At 62.3% G+C, this 16169-nt stretch carries 17 protein-coding genes; 10 read left to right on the plus strand and 7 right to left on the minus strand.

The genetic code is table 11. The features are described 5' to 3' along the window. Positions 1–2 precede the first annotated feature (2 nt). From MHX63_RS03270 to deoC, 4 genes are all read left to right on the plus strand, one after another. Positions 3–323: a hypothetical protein gene (locus tag MHX63_RS03270; RefSeq protein WP_239387233.1), complete on the plus strand. Its 321-nt coding sequence runs from the start codon at positions 3–5 to the stop codon at positions 321–323. Positions 324–710: 387 nt separating this feature from the next. After that, positions 711–2036, plus strand: a complete 1326-nt coding sequence (locus tag MHX63_RS03275) for a DUF445 domain-containing protein (RefSeq protein ID WP_239387234.1) — start codon at positions 711–713, stop codon at positions 2034–2036. Between the two features lie 5 nt (positions 2037–2041). After that, a complete protein-coding gene (locus tag MHX63_RS03280) occupies positions 2042–2356 on the plus strand; it encodes a DUF2516 family protein (RefSeq protein WP_034985216.1) in 315 nt (104 codons plus the stop codon). Further along, complete coding sequence (deoC, locus tag MHX63_RS03285) at positions 2353–3102, plus strand: deoxyribose-phosphate aldolase (RefSeq protein ID WP_239387235.1); 750 nt, start codon at positions 2353–2355, stop codon at positions 3100–3102. Before MHX63_RS03280 ends, deoC begins: the two co-directional genes overlap by 4 nt. Positions 3103–3131: 29 nt before the next feature. Here the strand turns inward: deoC and MHX63_RS03290 are convergent, their stop codons facing one another. The 3 genes from MHX63_RS03290 to MHX63_RS03300 all read right to left on the minus strand — a co-directional run bounded on the left by MHX63_RS03290 (position 3132) and on the right by MHX63_RS03300 (position 5824). Further along, positions 3132–4322, minus strand: a complete 1191-nt coding sequence (locus MHX63_RS03290) for a DUF2993 domain-containing protein (protein WP_239387236.1) — start codon at positions 4320–4322, stop codon at positions 3132–3134. 103 nt (positions 4323–4425) lie between these two features. Further along, entirely contained in the window at positions 4426–5277 is an 852-nt protein-coding gene (locus MHX63_RS03295) for a class I SAM-dependent methyltransferase (RefSeq protein WP_239387237.1), read from the minus strand. A gap of 49 nt (positions 5278–5326) precedes the next feature. Then, on the minus strand, positions 5327–5824 hold the full coding sequence (locus tag MHX63_RS03300; RefSeq protein ID WP_034985223.1) for a DUF2505 domain-containing protein: 498 nt from the start codon (positions 5822–5824) through the stop codon (positions 5327–5329). A gap of 23 nt (positions 5825–5847) precedes the next feature. Between MHX63_RS03300 and MHX63_RS03305 the strand changes: the two genes are divergently transcribed. Further along, positions 5848–7149: a UDP-N-acetylmuramate dehydrogenase gene (locus tag MHX63_RS03305; RefSeq protein WP_239387238.1), complete on the plus strand. Its 1302-nt coding sequence runs from the start codon at positions 5848–5850 to the stop codon at positions 7147–7149. Between the two features lie 34 nt (positions 7150–7183). Here the strand turns inward: MHX63_RS03305 and MHX63_RS03310 are convergent, their stop codons facing one another. The 4 genes from MHX63_RS03310 to MHX63_RS03325 all read right to left on the minus strand — a co-directional run bounded on the left by MHX63_RS03310 (position 7184) and on the right by MHX63_RS03325 (position 11076). Next, complete coding sequence (locus MHX63_RS03310) at positions 7184–7348, minus strand: rubredoxin (RefSeq protein ID WP_239387239.1); 165 nt, start codon at positions 7346–7348, stop codon at positions 7184–7186. A 51-nt stretch (positions 7349–7399) separates the two neighbouring features. Beyond that, on the minus strand, positions 7400–7708 hold the full coding sequence (locus MHX63_RS03315; RefSeq protein ID WP_239387240.1) for a hypothetical protein: 309 nt from the start codon (positions 7706–7708) through the stop codon (positions 7400–7402). Next, the gene (locus MHX63_RS03320; protein ID WP_239387241.1) at positions 7705–8958 is read right to left on the minus strand and encodes an alkane 1-monooxygenase; all 1254 of its coding nucleotides are present in this window, start codon (positions 8956–8958) and stop codon (positions 7705–7707) included. Before MHX63_RS03320 ends, MHX63_RS03315 begins: the two co-directional genes overlap by 4 nt. 384 nt (positions 8959–9342) lie before the next feature. Then, on the minus strand, positions 9343–11076 hold the full coding sequence (locus MHX63_RS03325) for a long-chain-fatty-acid--CoA ligase (protein ID WP_239387242.1): 1734 nt from the start codon (positions 11074–11076) through the stop codon (positions 9343–9345). Positions 11077–11233: 157 nt separating this feature from the next. On the opposite strand from MHX63_RS03325, the gene mshA reads away from it, so the two are divergent. The 5 genes from mshA to MHX63_RS03350 all read left to right on the plus strand — a co-directional run bounded on the left by mshA (position 11234) and on the right by MHX63_RS03350 (position 16164). Continuing rightward, positions 11234–12493, plus strand: a complete 1260-nt coding sequence (mshA, locus tag MHX63_RS03330) for a D-inositol-3-phosphate glycosyltransferase (protein ID WP_239387243.1) — start codon at positions 11234–11236, stop codon at positions 12491–12493. A gap of 57 nt (positions 12494–12550) precedes the next feature. Continuing rightward, positions 12551–13207, plus strand: a complete 657-nt coding sequence (locus tag MHX63_RS03335; RefSeq protein ID WP_239387244.1) for a YbjN domain-containing protein — start codon at positions 12551–12553, stop codon at positions 13205–13207. Between the two features lie 64 nt (positions 13208–13271). Beyond that, positions 13272–14036 carry a phosphoglyceromutase gene (locus tag MHX63_RS03340; protein WP_239387245.1) on the plus strand — a complete coding sequence of 255 codons (765 nt, stop codon included), beginning with the start codon at positions 13272–13274 and terminating at the stop codon, positions 14034–14036. A gap of 21 nt (positions 14037–14057) precedes the next feature. Continuing rightward, a complete protein-coding gene (locus MHX63_RS03345; protein WP_304504255.1) occupies positions 14058–15329 on the plus strand; it encodes a cell wall metabolism sensor histidine kinase WalK in 1272 nt (423 codons plus the stop codon). A 142-nt stretch (positions 15330–15471) separates the two neighbouring features. Then, a complete protein-coding gene (locus MHX63_RS03350; RefSeq protein WP_034985238.1) occupies positions 15472–16164 on the plus strand; it encodes a response regulator transcription factor in 693 nt (230 codons plus the stop codon). Positions 16165–16169 lie beyond the last annotated feature (5 nt).

The following is a 16169-nucleotide window of genomic DNA, read 5'->3' on the forward strand; positions in this document are numbered from 1 at the left end:
CCATGGCACTCAGTGAGAACCTGCACATGGAGCGTTACTACGTTGATGGCTACCAGCCGTCCAGCTTTGATGCGCCGCACTCTTCGCTGCAGCGCTCCCTCACTTGGATCGGCATGGGCTTCTGGCTGCTGTTGATGCCGGGTTTGGGTACCATCATGTTTGGTCTGGCTACCAACATGTCCGGCACTCAGGAAAACGGCATGACGTACCTGATTATCGGCGTGGTAATGTCCGTTGTTGCTGTTGTTGCTGCCTCTGCGTGCATCCGCGCAGGTCGCAAGAACTACCGCGACTACAAGAAACGTTCCGGTCGCATCATCTAGTTAGCGATTAGCTAAAGTTAGAGCCTGAGCCAAGGCTGAAGCCAGAGCTAAAGCGCCTCCATTTGCGCAGACCGCGCCACCGCTTCCGGTGGCGCGGTTTTGCTTTGTCTGGGAGGTGGGGGTGCCGGAGATTGCTTCTGAAAGGTGGGATGGGCGCAAAGTGTCGGAAAAGTTGCATTTCTTTTTGCTCAACTTTCTGCGGCTGAGGTTGAAAACCTCCTGACCAGTGCTTTTATGTTAGTGAAGGTAATCCCCAATAACATTTTGCATCTTTTCCGACATTTAGCTTCCTGGATAGCTTGTTGGACATAGTGCAACGCTTGCTCAGCCCACAGCCGAGCCCCAGCGAAACCCTCTTAGCACCCCTAGCAGTGCCATAATTGAATAATGACTGCTTCTGACACACCGCTGTCCCAGGCTCCGGCACCGCTGTCCCAGGTGCCCGGGCCCGACCCGGCCACCGAAGCCGCCCGCAGGGCGGAACTGCGCAAACATAAAGCCATCGCCACCGGGCTACTGGTCATCGCGACCCTCATCTATGTGGCTATGCGCTGGCTTGAATACCAGGGCAACCCAGGCGCCTGGATCGGCTACGTCCGCGCAGCTAGCGAAGCCGGCATGGTCGGCGCCCTCGCCGACTGGTTCGCCGTCACTGCCCTGTTCCGCCACCCGCTGCACATCCCCATCCCGCATACGGCCATCATCAAGCGGAAGAAAGACCAGGTCGGCCACGCACTCAGCGAATTCGTTGGAGAAAACTTCCTCAATGCCGCACTCATCAGCGACAAGCTCCGCAAGGCGCGCATCCCGGAGCGCGCCAGCGACTGGGTTGTCAACGACGGCGGCGCCAACCGCGTCTCGCAGGAAGTCGGCAAGATCATCGACCTCACAGTCAACGGCATTAACCCCCAAGAAGCAGAGCATGTCCTCCGCGCCCTGGTCATCGACAAGCTCAGCGAACCCACTTGGGGCCCGCCGCTGGGCCGCGGCCTGGAGCAACTCATCGAGGAAGGCCGCACCGAGCCTGCCGTCGACGCAATCGTCGTCTGGATGGATGACAAGGCCCGCACTTCCGAGGATTTCGTGGTCCGCCTCATCGACGAGCGCACCCCGGCCTGGGCACCTCGATTTGTCCGCGAACTCGTGGGCTCCCGCGTGTATCGGGAACTGGTGGAATTCACCGGCGACGTTCGTCGCGACCCCAACCACGATGCGCGCCGCCAGCTGCGTTCGTTCATCTACCAGCTTTCACAGGACCTCCAGCACGATGAGAAGATGATCGCCCGTGTGGAGGGCTTCAAGAACGACGTCATGACCTCCGGGCCTGTCACCGCGATGCCCGGCCGCTTGTGGGAATCCACCCGCGTAACACTCACCTCTTGGTCCCGCGACCCAGATTCACTGCTGCGCCGACAGATTGCGCAATGGGTGGAGGCGTATGGGCGTCGTATCCAAGAAGAGCCAGACCTGCGCGAAGAGCTTGAACGGCGCATCGTCGGGGCGGCCAGCTACCTTGCCGATAACTATGCGGGCGAGGTTACCGGCATCATCGGCGAGACGGTTGAGCGGTGGGACGCGCAGGAGGCTTCCGACAAGATCGAGCTGATGGTGGGCAAGGACCTGCAGTTCATCCGTGTGAATGGCACGATTGTGGGCGCGTTGGCTGGCCTGGCGATTTACTCCCTGACTGAGCTGATCTTTGCGTTAGGCTGAGTGGCATGCACATGGTTCTAACGGCGTTGTACTACGCATACTCGGGCATTAATCTGGCGCTGGCAGTTGCTATTTTCGTGCTGGCGGCCATCGGCCTGGCGCAGCTGGCTAGCACCCGCGACGATGCCTTTATGGTTATCGACCGCGAGAAGCAGAACTGGTTGATGCTGATGGGCGGTGCGGTGGCGCTGTCTATCCTGAGTTTCTTCATCGCAATCGAGCTGCTGTGGATCATCGCGGCGGTCATCGTCGGTATTTACTGGCAGGACGTGCGCCCCGCGATCCGCGACGTGCTGGATAATGCGGGTGGTTCCTGGTGACTTCTTTCGATCGTTCTAAGGTCTCCCGCGAGGCCGTCGCCGCCATCCTGGATGCCACGCTGCTGAAGCCCGAAGCTTCGCGCGATGACGTGGCGGCCCTGGTCCGCGAGGCCACGGAGTTGGGGTGCGGCGCGGTGTGCGTGTCGCCCTCTATGTTGCCTTTGGGCTCTGTGGTGCCTTCTGATTCTTTGGGTTCTGACGCCACGCTGCGCATCGCTACCGTAGCCGGGTTCCCGAGCGGCAAGCACGCCTCTTTGGTGAAGGCCACCGAGGCGCGTTATGCCGCGCAGTTGGGAGCTGACGAGATCGATGTGGTGATCGACGTGGCGGCGGCCCTGGCGAAGGATCAGAATGCGCTTCTGGCGGAGCTGATCACCGTGCGGGAGGCCGTGCCGCACCCGCTGGTGCTGAAGGTGATCGTGGAGTCCGCACTGCTGGACGAGGAGCAGCTGCGCACGGCCGTGCGCGCATGTGTGCAGGCGGGAGCCGACTACGTAAAAACCTCCACGGGCTTCCACCCGGCGGGTGGAGCGAGCGTGGAGGCTGTGAGCATCATGGCCGACGAGCTGCGCAAGCTGGGGAAGCTGGCGCCGTTCGGCATGGGGGAGGAAGAGCGCATCGCCGCGGGGCTGGTGGGGATCAAGGCCTCGGGTGGCATCCGCGATTGGGATGCGGCCCTGGCAATGATTGAGGCGGGAGCTACCCGCCTGGGGGTTTCCGCGGCAGCGAAGGTGCTGGGCGCCTAGAAGAATCTTGGGGAGCCTAGGGGGCGCTGTTAGGCGGCCATGTCGGAGGAACCGACCGGGCCGTCCTCCTTCCAGGGGCGGGTAAGGTCCGCGTCCTCGGTATTGCCCGAGCCACTGCCGCCGCCGGAACCACCGGATCCGCTGTCACTGTCAGAGCCACTGCCCGAGCCGCTGGTGGCGGAGCCCGTGTCCAGCTCGGCGAAATTCACGTCCGTGCCATGCATGTTTACTTCCAGCCCCTCGTCGGTGACGTTGATGGATTCGAACTCCATGCCGCCCTGGACATCAGCGGGGATGGAGTCCTCCAGCTGCGACTCCATCTCCTGAGTGAAGGACTCAGGAAGATCCATACCCAGCAGGGAGACGTTCTCCATCTCCATCTTCATCTTCCCGTCCTGGATAACTGGCTTGACCTCGAAGGTCGCCAGACCGCCAGTGAGTTCGAAGCTGAGGGTCTGCTTGTCCGGGTTGGGTCGCACGTCAGTGACTTGCAGGAACCCAGCCAGCGGGTTGTCCTCATCCCCACCGCCGTCGCTGGCGCTTTCGGAGGCCTGAGCCAGCAGCATCTCCTTGGTAATGACCGTCCGCAGGCGCAGATCGCCCACCACGGCGTCATCAGGATTGTCAGTATCCATCTTCATGTCCCGCAGCTCCAAGTGAACCGCGGGCTCGCCGGTGACCCTGGGCTTGGACTTATCCTGCCCCTCGTAGGTGATGTCCAGCGTGGAGGGGATATCGACTGTCATCTGTGGGATCTTGCCCTGCACAATTCCCAGCAGCACTGGGGAAGCGCCCAGGGAAATGTCCGGATCCACGGGTTCGGACACGCCGGATTCCTGCTGTTGCTCCCTAAACGCGCTCTGAATCTGGTCCTTCATGAACCAGCGGAGGCCAAACTCGGCGAGAAGCAGCAGCAAAACAATGACAAGCAAGAATCCGATAAGGACCTTCAGCCAAAGCTTGCTCTTCTTTGGCTGCTGCTGGTACATGTTCTGCGGTGGTTGACCGTACGCGCCTGCCTGGCCGTACGCGCCCTGCTGCCCCGGCTGACCGAACTGCAGCTGCTGGTTCGGCTGTCCCGGCTGCCCCTGTGGGCCGCCGTAGCCAGAGCCGTACTGGTTCGGGTTGTTGTTGCCGCTGGTGTTCCAGACAGCCGTCTGGTTTTCGTTGCCGTCGGCATTGGAGGACGGATTCTGTGAAGGGTTTTGTGGGTTAGTCACCCGTATCAGTGTTCCTTATCGTCGGGGCTGTGCCAACCCGTATCTTAGCCACAGCCCACTTTTGAGCCCATAGTTGAGCCAAGAGTTGGCAGCGAACAGATAGCTAACGCACAGGCTCGTAGACCATTGACCATGGCAAGGTAATTGAATTATCCGCCAAGCGGCGGCGCGGGTTGAGCCGCGCCGCGGGAGAGTGGGCGTCACCAAGAGAACCCAAGAACTCCTGCTTCGCCGAGCGCCACCGCACTCGTGGCCCAAAGACGGCCAGGGGTGCGGCGCGTTCCCAGCAGCGGTCGAGTCCCGTGAGGACGTCGTAGATGAGGTGGCCGGGGGTGTTGCGGTGAATCAGGATCTTCGGCAGGCGTTCGGCCAGGTCGGAGGGTCTTTCGATGTCCTGTGGGTCCCATGCGAGGGTCAGGGACTGCGGGCCGGCCTCATCCAGGAGTACCCAGCAGGAGCGGCGGCCGACCTCGTCGCAGGTGCCCTCGATGATCACGCCACCGGGGCGCAGGTTCGCACGCATCGTGTCCCACGCGGCCTGCACCTGGTCCACGTCGTACTGGCGCAGTACGTTAAAAGCGCGCACAATGTCCGCCTGCAACCCCGCTAACTCGAAGCCACCGAGTGCGAAGTGCACGCCCTCGCGGTCGGGGAGCACGCGGGAAGGCTCGATCTCCAGGCCGGTGACCTCCACCGAGGGAGCAATAGTCCGCAGCCACCGAGCCCACTCGCAGGTAGTGGTATGGGAAGCCCCGTAGCCGACGTCGACGGCCACGGGGTTGCGGTGCTCGTGCATTACGGCACTCCGCAGCTGGGCCTGTACCCGCGGCTGCGCCACCAGCCAGCGGTCGGACTTGCGCAGACGGTTGTAGCCAGTCGTTCCGCGGGTAGGGACGCCAACAGGCCCGTCCGTATTCCACGAACGGGCCTTGAGATTGTGGGCGTGGTCAGCCACGCGGGTCAACCGAGCCTTCCAGGTGAGTGAGTTTTTTCGTTAAAGGTCTTTAGGCGTTGTCGCTGATCCACTTCTGGATCAGGGCGGCCTCGCGGGTCAGGAACTCCTCCACCCACTCGGCAACCTTCGGCTCCAGGACGGCGCCCATCATCGGGATCTTCACGTCCACGGCGCAGTCGGCCTTCAGCTCGGTGGAGTCACCGGAGCCGGTCAGGGTGACATCTGCGGAGAAGGAAACCGGTGCGCCCTTGACCTCTGCGTTGACCTTACCAGTGGTGGTGCCGTCAGCCAGCGGGCCGAACTCGACGACGCGCTTGAGCTTCAGGTCCTGGGAAACCATGCCACGCACGGCCTCCGGCAGAGCGGACTTCGGTAGTAGTTCGAAGAGGACGGCCTCGATCGGCTCGGGGGTGAAAGAGTTCACCTCGCCCGGCTCGTCGCCAATGTTCTCGACCTCGTAGGCCCAGTAGTTTGCGGAGGAGAGTGCCTCGTAGACCTTTTCAATGGGGAAGTTAATCGTTGCAGTGTTCTCGCTGTGAGTAGTCATGCCAACAGACTACCTTTAGTGATGTGACTGATTCGACTAATAACGCACATTTCACGTCCGAAGAACGCGCGCACCACCTTCTGGAGCGCCTCAGCGGCACTGGTGCCGACCCAGTTTCCATCCCCGGCACCCGTGTGACCAGCCGTTCCTTCGCCGAAATGACCACCCTGCGCATAGGCGCCGCACCTGCCGGGGTTGTCGAATGCTCTTCAGCGGAGGCTGTTGCCCAGGTCGTTTCTTTTTTGGACGCCCACACGCAGCCACTGCTTGTCGTCGGCGGCGGATCGAACCTCGTGGTGGGCGAGGGGGATGCAGTATCCCAGTTGGTTGTGGTGCTGTTGAGCACGGGCAAAGATGACGTAGGCGATAGCGAAGACGTTGACGGTGACGCGACAGGCGAGACAGGGGTGACGATCGACCGTGAGACCGGCGTGGTGCGAGCCTTTGCGGGAGTTGAATGGGATCAGCTGGTGGCCGCGACGGTCGAGGCTGGGCTCGGCGGGCTGGAATGCCTAAGCGGGATTCCCGGCTCGGTGGGCGCTACGCCGGTGCAAAATGTCGGAGCGTACGGCGCGGAGGTTGCGCAGGTGTTGCGGCGCGTGCAGCTGTATGACCGTACGAGCGGGGAGCTCGAGTGGGTGGAACCTTCCGCCCTGGACCTGGGGTATCGCTACTCGAACCTGAAGTTCACCTCGCGGGCTGTGGTGACGGCCGTGGAGTTCCGGCTGACCACCGACGGGTTGAGCGTGCCGCTGCGCTTCGGGGAGCTGGCGCGGCGCTTAGGCGTGGATGCGGACGAGGCTGCTGCCGGGGAGATCCGACGGCCCGCTGCGGACGTGCGCCAGGCCGTACTGGAACTGCGCGCGGGCAAGGGCATGGTTCTGGATGCCGCGGATCACGATACGTGGTCGGCGGGCTCCTTCTTCACGAATCCGATCGTCACCGGCGAGGAGGCGCGCGACGCGGTGGTGGCCGCCGTGCGGGAGAAGTGCGGCGACGCCGAGGCGGAGTCGATGCCCCTGTATCCGGTAAAGGGTGGCAGTGCGAGTGCTGGCGCTGGAGGCGGCGCGGGTGCAGGCGAGCCGCAGTTCAAGTTTTCGGCGGCGTGGTTGATCGAGCGCGCCGGGTTTGCGAAGGGCTGGCACGTGCCAGGGAACGAGCGGGCTTCCCTGTCCACCAAGCACACTCTGGCCCTGACCAACCGCGGTTCCGCGACCAGTGCGGATGTGGTGGAATTGGCGCGCGCCGTGCGCGCCGGAGTGCTTGACGCCTTCGGAGTAGTGCTGGAGCCGGAGCCGATCTGGGTCGGCGTGAACATCGACTAGTTGAGACTATCTGAGACCAGCCGACTGGCTGAGGCTAGGCGACCGGCTCGAAATCGATCTTGTCGCGGACACCGCAGTCCGGGCAGAACCAATCATCCGGCACTTCGGACCACGAGGTGCCGGGGTCGAAACCTTCGGCGGGATCGCCTACGGCCTCATCGAATCGATAGTCACAGACAGGGCATTGGAAAACGGACATGGGGAGACTCCTTCGCTTGAGCTGAGGTGGTTGGGGCGGAGGCCAGAGGCGTCACTTAGAAGAAGTAGCCTTAGCCGCGCGGTTCTTGTCGGTGAACTTGCGCTGCTTCGGGCGGGGGATTTCGTACGTAGAGGGCTGGCCGGGGCCGCGCCACAAGCCGGCGATCCCGGGGATCAGGAAGAAAAGGCTGATCACCAGTGGCCATGGAACGACGTTGCTTAAAGCGGGAACGCCGAACAAGCCCAAGACCGCGAGGAGCAGGAAGAAAGCGCCAACTGCCGTTCCTGCGCCACTGAGCGCATAGTGGATCGTTGGATTGGGTGGGGTGATGGTGGGTGCGGTCGGAGTGGTCGTGCTCATCGCTGCCACCTCGCAGCCAGCTTTTCTTCCTTGCCAGGCAAAACATTCGCCTTGGAGACGTCGTAGTTGTAGTGCTTCATCAGGCGACCGTCCATGACCTTGAACCACAGCGGCGGAATCGAAGCCATGGCGATCATCGTCGCATAGCCGGCTGGCAGCTCCGGAGCCTTCACGTCCGAGCGCAGCGACTGGTAGCGGCGCGTCGGGTTCGCGTGGTGGTCCGAATGGCGCTGTAGCTGGTAGAGGAAAATATTGGTGGTCAGATTGTCGGAGTTCCAGGAGTGCTCCGGGGTGCAGCGCTCGTAGCGACCATCCGGCTGCTTCTGGCGCAGCAGGCCGTAGTGCTCGAGGTAATTCACGAACTCCAGCAGAGCAATGCCCAGCACGGCCTGGACCAGCATCCACGGCAGAATGTAGATGCCAAAGGCGATGAACAACCCACCCCAGACCAGCACGGTAACCAGCCATGCGTTCAATACCTCATTGCTGAGGTGGAACTGGGACTTGCCCTTGCGCTCCAGGCGCTTCTTCTCGATATTCCAGGCGCGTGGGATCTGGTGAGGGATGGACCGGACCAGGTAGGTGTACACGTTCTCGCCCATGCGGGAGCTCACGGGATCCTCTGGGGTGGCGACCTTCACGTGGTGGCCCTTGTTGTGCTCGATGTAGAAGTGCCCGTAGGCGGGGATGGCCAGGGTGATTTTGCCCATCCAGCGCTCGAAGCTGCCCTTCTTGTGGCCTAGTTCGTGGGCAGCAACGATACCGATGCCGGAGCTCATACCCATCGACCAGGCAAGGCCCAGGCGGTCAACCATCGACAGATCCGAGCTTGTCCACAGATAGCAGCAGGCAATGAGGCTGGCCAGCATGATGGGGAAGTAGAGGTACGTGACTACTCGGTAGTACTTGGTTTCCTCTAGCCAGGGGACGAACTCTTCCGGTACGTTCTCGCCATCGCGACCGAGGATCACGTCCGCCAGCGGGATCAGGATAAACACGGCAATGGGGCCGGCCCACCAGGTGATATGGATCAGCAGGTCGGGGCCGTTGATGGCCTTGAGCCAGGAGGCAACGCCCCACACGATCAGCGAAATGGCCGCCGGGAAGAGGCTGAACGTCCAGGCGTACTTCTTGGAGTCTTTCCAGCCGGGTGGGCGCTTGGCCTGGGGTGCGCCGGGGGAGGCGCTAGCGCCTCCGGCTGGGGTGCCCGCGCCCTTGGCTGTGTGCGCTGGGTTCTGCGTGGTTGTCATCGTCGACTCACCTGCATTCCTGTGTGTATTGATGGCGTTCGGTTTGTACTCGGTTGGTATTCAGGTGGTATTCAGGTGGTATCCAGTTGGTGTTTAGTTGGCGTACGAGTGCCGTACGGGTGGCGCGTGGATGACGAGGCATCCCGATTCGCGCATGTGATACAGGTTACAGTATTGTTTTCACAACAATATCAATTTGGGTAATTCTGGACCCTAAAGGTGGTTTATTGGGGTGCCAAGAAAGCCGAAACCCGAGCCCGGCGTATTCGCCGAACTCGGGAAGAGCTAGAAAAGGGGAAGCGCCGCCCGTGCTGCTGGCCCGGGTGTAAGCACCGTGAGCGCACCGGCCACGCTTAACGCGTCTACCGGGTGCGCCAGCCCTGCCTACAGCATTGTCATGATCAGGTCCTTAACCTCACGGCGGCGGATCTTGCCGATCAGATCAGCCGGCATCTCGTCGACGACGAAGTAGCGGCGCGGCACCTTGTAGCGGGTCAGGCCCTCGCGAGCCCACTCGCGGATGGCGTCCTGGTCGAAGTCGGCCTCGCTCACGCCGTCCTCCAGAACAACTGCGGCGACAACCTCCTCGGAGCCGTCTTCCTGCGGCAGGCCAACCACGCCGGCCTTCTGAATCTGCTCGTGCTCCTCCAGGAACTCCTCCACCTCGGCAGGGTAGACGTTGAACCCACCGGTGATGATCATTTCCTTGATGCGGGAGACGATCTTGATGAAGCCGTCCGGCTCCATCACAGCCATATCGCCAGTGCAGAACCAATCCTCGTGGAACGGCTGATCCTCATCCGGGATGTTGATATATCCGTGGAAGACCTGGCGGCCGCGGGCTAGCAGTTCGCCTGGCTCGCCGTCCGGCATGGTCTTACTGAAGTCGTTCGGGTCGGCCACGCGCATTTCCGTATCCGGGAACGGGATGCCGATGTAGCCCGCGCGGCGCTCCGGGGTGACAGGGTTGGCCACGAGGATCGGGCCCGACTCGGTCAGGCCATAGCCCTCCACGATCTTGCCGCCGGTCTTCTTCTCCCACTCCAGAGTGGTGTGCACCGGCAGTGGCGCCGCTCCGGACAGAGCGTTGGCGATTCCGCGCAGGTCCAGGTTGTGCTCATCCGCGGCAGCCAGGATCTTGTCGTACAGGGTAGGTACACCCGGCATGTAGGTGGGGGTCTCGCGCTTCAGCTGATCCACAATCAGCGGAATCTCCGGCTTCGGCAGTAGTAGCAGCTTGCCGCCGGTGGATACGGCCAGTGCGGCGGTCAGCGTCAGGCCGTAGATGTGGAACAGGGGGAGGGTAGCGAGGAACTTCTCCTGACCACGCTCGCCGATGCCGCTGATCCAGGACTGTCCCTGGATAACGTTGGACATGACGTTGCCGTGCGTCAGCTGCGCGCCCTTTGGCTTACCGGTCGTACCGGAAGTGAAGAGGATGAACGCAGGGGAGTCCTGTGTCGTCTCCGGGCAGTTTTCGATGTCCGATCCGTCGCCACCAAACTTGGCGCTCTGCAGCTGGGAGAACGGAATGGTGCCCGGTGCCTCGCCGTGCAGCTGGTCGCGCTTTTCCTTGATCGACTTGATCGGCAGCTTCAGAGCCAGACGCTTCACCAGCGGCATCGCGTCGATCATGTTCACGCTGACGATCTTCTCCAGCGGTGTGGTGCGTGAAAGCTCCTGGAACATCGGGGCGATCTTGTCCCAGACCACCGCAACCTTCGCGCCGTGGTCCTTGCAGGGGCCTTCCAGTTCGCGGGCGGTGTACAGCGGGTTGTGCTCTGCCACCACGGCGCCCAACTTGTGGACGGCGAAGATCGTAATTAGGTGCTGCGGGCAGTTCGGCAGCGTTACGGCCACGCGGTCGCCCGGGCGCACGCCCAGCTCGCGCAGGCCAGCGGCCACGCTCTTGACCTGCTTAAGGAAATCTCCGTAAGTCATCGTCTGGCCAAAGAAGTCCAGGATGTCGGCGCTCGAGTGTTCGGCGACAGTACGGTCGAGAAGCTTAGCCATGGTGTCGTCTTGGTACTCTAGGCTGTGCGGAGTCCACTCCGCGTAGTACTTCAGGTAAGGCTTGTCCTTCCAGGCCGTTCCCTCTGGGCGCTCGGTGTCAGTCATGTAGATCCCTTAGGTCTTTAGAAACAGTCTTCAAAACGTGATGCACGTTACTTTGGCACCCTATCTAACTTTCTCGTTTTCTTTGGTGGAATTAAGCAAATTTTTGTGGACGCCACCTACCCCCAGCCCCGCTCTAACCTGGCTAAGCTTGGGCGGTATGCGCGTCGCTATGATCTCCATGCACACCTCACCCCTCGAGCAACCCGGCACGGGGGATGCCGGCGGGATGAACGTGTACGTGAAAAACATTGCTGAGCAGCTGGAACGTAAGGGCGTCACCGTCGATGTATTTACCCGAGCGACCCGGCCTTTACAGGGCGAGGTAGTCAACGTCCGCCCGGGGTTAAGGGTGATCAACTGCGTGGCTGGGCCGTACGAGGGGCTGTCGAAGGAGGAGCTGTCCACGCAGCTGGCGGCGTTTACGGGCTCGATCCTGGCCTTTTGCCGCGAGGAGGGGGTGAGCTACGACCTGATCCACTCGCACTATTGGCTCTCTGGGCAGGTCGGGTGGCTGCTGCGCGACCTGTGGCAGGTCCCTTGGGTGCACACGGCGCACACGCTGGCGGCGGTGAAGAACAACTTCCTGGCCGATGGCGATTCGCGCGAGCCGGAATCGCGCCGCATCTGTGAACAGCAGATCGTGGACAATGCAGATCTCCTGATCGTAAACACGGACCAGGAGGTGCAGGATCTTATTGAGGGTTATGACGCCACCACGTGCGCGATCAGAGTTGTCCCACCGGGGGCAGACGTCGATCGCTTCACGCCTGGATCGGATCGTGCGACCGAGCGTTCCCGCCGCGAACTGGGCATTCCCTTCCGGACGAAGGTCATTGGTTTCGTCGGCCGGTTGCAGCGATTGAAGGGGCCGCAGGTGCTGCTGCGAGCAGTGGCGGAGCTTTTGGACCGGCACCCTCAGCAGCAGTTGGCCGTGGTGATCTGCGGTGGATCCTCCGGGGCGGGCGGCAACGAGCTGGAGCGACTGCAGCTGTTGGCCGAGGAGCTAGGGATTAGCCGCTGCGTGCGTTTCCTGGCACCGCGTCCACCCGAGGAGCTGGTGGGCGTGTACCGGGCGGCGGACATCGTGGCGGTGCCCAGTTACAACGAGTCCTTCGGGTTGGTGGCGCTGGAGGCACAGGCGTGTGGCACGCCTGTCGTGGCTACGCGCACCGGCGGCCTGCCGATCGCGGTGGAGGATGAGAAGTCCGGCCTGCTGGTGGACGGCCACGATGCGGGCGACTGGGCCGATGCGCTGGGCAAGCTGGTGTTGGACGACGATCTGCGCATCGCGATGGGGGAGTATGCCCCGAGCCACGCCGCTAGGTTCTCCTGGCAGGCATCTGCGGAAGCTTTGTACAAGCTGTACGAAGAGCTGCCGCCCGCCGGCCACCGTGGGGAGCGCCAGCCTGCCGGGTAGAACCGGGGAAAATCCAAGGTGACTGCGCCGGGGCAGGCGGAAATGTAGTTTGGGGTTATGGATCGCACACGGATTTGTGAACTTCTGGACGAAGCGGAAGTCGAGTACACCCTCCCCGAGGGGCCGGCCGGGCAAGACGGCAACGTCGTAGTCGTGCTGCCGGGCGAAAAGCGCCTGAAGACAAACTGCATCTTCATTCCACAGGACGGCATGTTCCGAGTGGAAGCCTTTGTCTGCCGCGCGGTGGAGGAAGGCCAGGAGGAGGTCTACAAGCTGCTGCTGCACGCCAACCGCCGCAGCTTTGGAGTGCACTACACGCTGGACCGGAACAACGACATCTACCTGGTGGGCCAGTTCTCGGATAACACCAGCAGCGAGGACATTCAGCGGATCCTGGGGCAGGTTCTGGAGCGGGCGGATGCGGACTTCAACCGCATCCTGGAGCGTGGCTTTGCCTCCTCCATTCGCCACGAGTGGGCATGGCGCCTGTCCCGTGGCGAACCTACCGTGAACCTCGCGGCCTTCGCACACCTCAAGCCCTCCGAGCAGGAGGTCCAGCTGCTGGCGCCGCCACCGGGTTCCAAGTTGGCGTCCGAAGCAAAGAGCCCGAGCACCCCCGACCTAGACGGCACCAGCGACGGTACGGAGCGCGGTGGTGCTGACGGCAGTGAGCAAGGCGAAGCGGAAGAAACAGAAACAGACCCGGAAGAATAAACAGAATAGGCGGTACCGCCAAATCCAGGGGCGCGCGGGCGCACATCATGGCAGAATTGGGAGTATGAGCGAGCAAAACAACTCCCACGGAAATCTGATCCTGCTGCGTCACGGCCAGAGTGAATGGAACGCCTCCAACCAGTTCACCGGCTGGGTAGACGTGCGACTGACCGAGAAGGGGCGCGAGGAGGCAGTTCGCGGCGGCGAGATGATCAAGGAAGCTGGCCTGGAGCCGACCATCCTGTACACCTCCCTGCTGCGCCGCGCCATCACCACCGCCAACATCGCCCTCGACGCGGCGGACCGCCACTGGATCCCCGTTGTGCGCGACTGGCGCCTGAACGAGCGCCACTACGGCGCGCTGCAGGGTCTGAACAAGGCAGAGACCAAGGACAAGTACGGCGAAGAGCAGTTCATGGCATGGCGCCGTTCCTACGACACCCCGCCGCCGGCCATCGACGCTGACAACGAGTACGCCCAGACCAACGACCCGCGCTATGCCGACCTGCCCGAGACCCCGGCCACCGAGTGCCTGCTGGACGTCGTAAAGCGTTTCATTCCGTACTACGAGGAAGAGATCGAGCCGCGCGTGAAGAACGGCGAGACCGTCCTGGTTGCCGCACACGGAAACTCCCTGCGTGCGCTGGTTAAGCACCTGGACAAGATCTCCGATGAGGACATCGCGGGCCTGAACATCCCGACCGGCATCCCGCTGGTCTACCGCGTCGACGCGGACGGCAAGGTTCTGAACCCGGGTGGCGACTACCTGGACCCGGAGGCAGCTGCCGCTGGTGCCGCAGCCGTCGCCGCACAGGGCCAGGCTAAGTAAGAGCCGGGCTAAGTTATAGCCTTGGGATTTCTAACCTCAGGGGTTGCCCTTGGGCTGCTCTTAGGGCTGATCGTCGGCGTGTGCCTGGGCGCGCTCGGCATGTGGGGTTACCGCAAGCGAGTGAAGGCTCAGCGCAACACCCACACCCAAAGGGAGCTCGAGGGCAATCGTGTTTCCACGGTGGCGCAGGTTCTGCACTACGCCATCCAGTCTTCGCCCGATGCGGTGGCGGTAGTGGACCGCAAACGCAACGTTGTGCTTTCCAACCCGCGCGCCCACGAGCTGGGGCTGGTCCATGAGCGGAGCCTGAACGCCGAAGCGTGGAAGATGGTGGAGCGGGTCTTCGCCGACCAGGAGCCACGCGAGCTGAACTTCCTGCCCCCACCGCGCCGCAGTAACCGACCTGTCATTGCCGTGGCCGGACAGGTCCAGCTGCTATCCCTCGTGGATGACCGCTTTGCGGTGGTGTACGCCACCGACGATTCCGAATCCGTGCGCATGGAATCCGCCCGCCGCGACTTCGTGGCCAACGTCTCCCACGAACTAAAAACCCCGGTGGGGGCGATCTCGCTGCTGGTAGAGACCCTCATGTCGGTGCGTGACGACGAAGAGGCTGTAGAGTACTTCGGTTCAAAGTTGATCGTCGAAGTGCGTCGCATGAACCAGATGATTACCGAGCTGATCAGCCTGTCGAAGCTGCAGGGTGCGGAATCGTTGCCAGACCTGGAGGTCTTGAGCATCGACAAGGTCATCGAGGACGCGATTGACCGCTGCCGCCTGGCAGCCGAAGCGCGCAACATCGACCTGGTTAAGGACGGGCGCTCCGGGGCGATGGTGAAGGGTGACAAGGGGCTGCTGGTTACCAGCGTGTCCAACCTTCTGACCAACGCCATCAACTATTCACCGGAGGGTTCGCCCGTTTCCATTTCCCGCGAAGCACAGGGTGATACCGTGACCATTCGCGTGACGGACCGGGGCATCGGCATTTCCCAGGACGACCAAAAGCGGGTGTTCGAGAGGTTCTTCCGCGTGGATAAAGCGCGCTCGCGAGACACGGGCGGCACTGGTCTGGGGTTGGCCATCGTGAAGCACGTGATGGCCAACCACGGCGGTAGCGTTTCCCTGTGGTCCCGGCTGGGGACGGGCTCGACGTTTACTTTGGAGCTCCCACGCTTCCAGGAAGGTAAGGCCAAGGAGCTGCCGAGCGGAGAGATTCCGGTCATTCCGGACGCGCGGCGCCTGGACGACGCGAAGGGCACGGGCGCGGATCCAACAACAGAGGACAAAGAATGACCTTCGGGTTATCTTTTGGTGATCCCTTAGTGAACTGGGTGTCTTGAGGGTTGTTACTCCCTAAAGCCTGCGGGCACGTTACGATAGTTACGGATAGTTTCTGTTGCTTTAAGATGTTCTTTTGAAAGGTTATTGAGCGGCTGTGACGAGCGTTTTGATTGTCGAAGACGAAGAGTCTTTGGCGGAACCTCTTGCGTTTCTGCTGAAAAAGGAAGGTTTCGAGGTCTTCATGGCCCCGGACGGTCCCACTGCGCTGGATACCTTCGCTGCGGAAAACATCGACATCATTCTATTGGACCTGATGCTGCCCGGCATGTCCGGCACCGAGGTGTGCCGCCAGCTGCGCCAAACCTCCAGCGTGCCGGTGATTATGGTGACGGCTCGCGACAGTGAGATCGATAAGGTCGTGGGCCTCGAGCTCGGCGCCGACGATTACGTGACCAAGCCCTACTTCGCCCGCGAGCTGATCGCCCGCATCCGCGCTGTTCTGCGCCGCGGCGGTGAGGTGGAGGTCGAGGCTCCCGCCGACGACGGCCTGGTGCTGCAGGAGGATCGCGTGATGATGGACGTGGAGCGCCACATCGTCACCGTCGACGGGCAGAAGGTTCCTATGCCGCTCAAGGAATTCGACCTACTCGAGTACCTCATGCGTAACAGCGGCCGCGTGTTGACCCGTGGCCAGCTGATCGACCGCGTATGGGGCGCCGATTACGTCGGCGATACCAAGACCCTGGACGTGCACATCAAGCGCCTGCGCTCCAAGATCGAGCGCAACCCCTCCCGCCCGGAGATCCTGGTGACCGTCCGCGGCCTGGGCTACAAGTTCGAGGCCTAACTCCG

It is taken from the genome of Corynebacterium sp. ACRQK, from assembly GCF_022345965.1.
Lineage (GTDB): Bacteria > Actinomycetota > Actinomycetes > Mycobacteriales > Mycobacteriaceae > Corynebacterium.

Bases quoted from the DNA above. Each gene is read 5' to 3' on its own strand.
- MHX63_RS03270 (WP_239387233.1), top strand. From the start codon at position 3: ATGGCACTCAGTGAGAACCTGCACATGGAGCGTTACTACGTTGATGGC.
- MHX63_RS03275 (WP_239387234.1), top strand. From the start codon at position 711: ATGACTGCTTCTGACACACCGCTGTCCCAGGCTCCGGCACCGCTGTCC.
- MHX63_RS03280 (WP_034985216.1), top strand. From the start codon at position 2,042: ATGCACATGGTTCTAACGGCGTTGTACTACGCATACTCGGGCATTAAT.
- MHX63_RS03300 (WP_034985223.1), bottom strand. From the start codon at position 5,824: ATGACTACTCACAGCGAGAACACTGCAACGATTAACTTCCCCATTGAA.
- MHX63_RS03310 (WP_239387239.1), bottom strand. From the start codon at position 7,348: ATGTCCGTTTTCCAATGCCCTGTCTGTGACTATCGATTCGATGAGGCC.
- MHX63_RS03315 (WP_239387240.1), bottom strand. From the start codon at position 7,708: ATGAGCACGACCACTCCGACCGCACCCACCATCACCCCACCCAATCCA.
- MHX63_RS03320 (WP_239387241.1), bottom strand. From the start codon at position 8,958: ATGACAACCACGCAGAACCCAGCGCACACAGCCAAGGGCGCGGGCACC.
- MHX63_RS03325 (WP_239387242.1), bottom strand. From the start codon at position 11,076: ATGACTGACACCGAGCGCCCAGAGGGAACGGCCTGGAAGGACAAGCCT.
- mshA (WP_239387243.1), top strand. From the start codon at position 11,234: ATGCGCGTCGCTATGATCTCCATGCACACCTCACCCCTCGAGCAACCC.
- MHX63_RS03335 (WP_239387244.1), top strand. From the start codon at position 12,551: ATGGATCGCACACGGATTTGTGAACTTCTGGACGAAGCGGAAGTCGAG.
- MHX63_RS03340 (WP_239387245.1), top strand. From the start codon at position 13,272: ATGAGCGAGCAAAACAACTCCCACGGAAATCTGATCCTGCTGCGTCAC.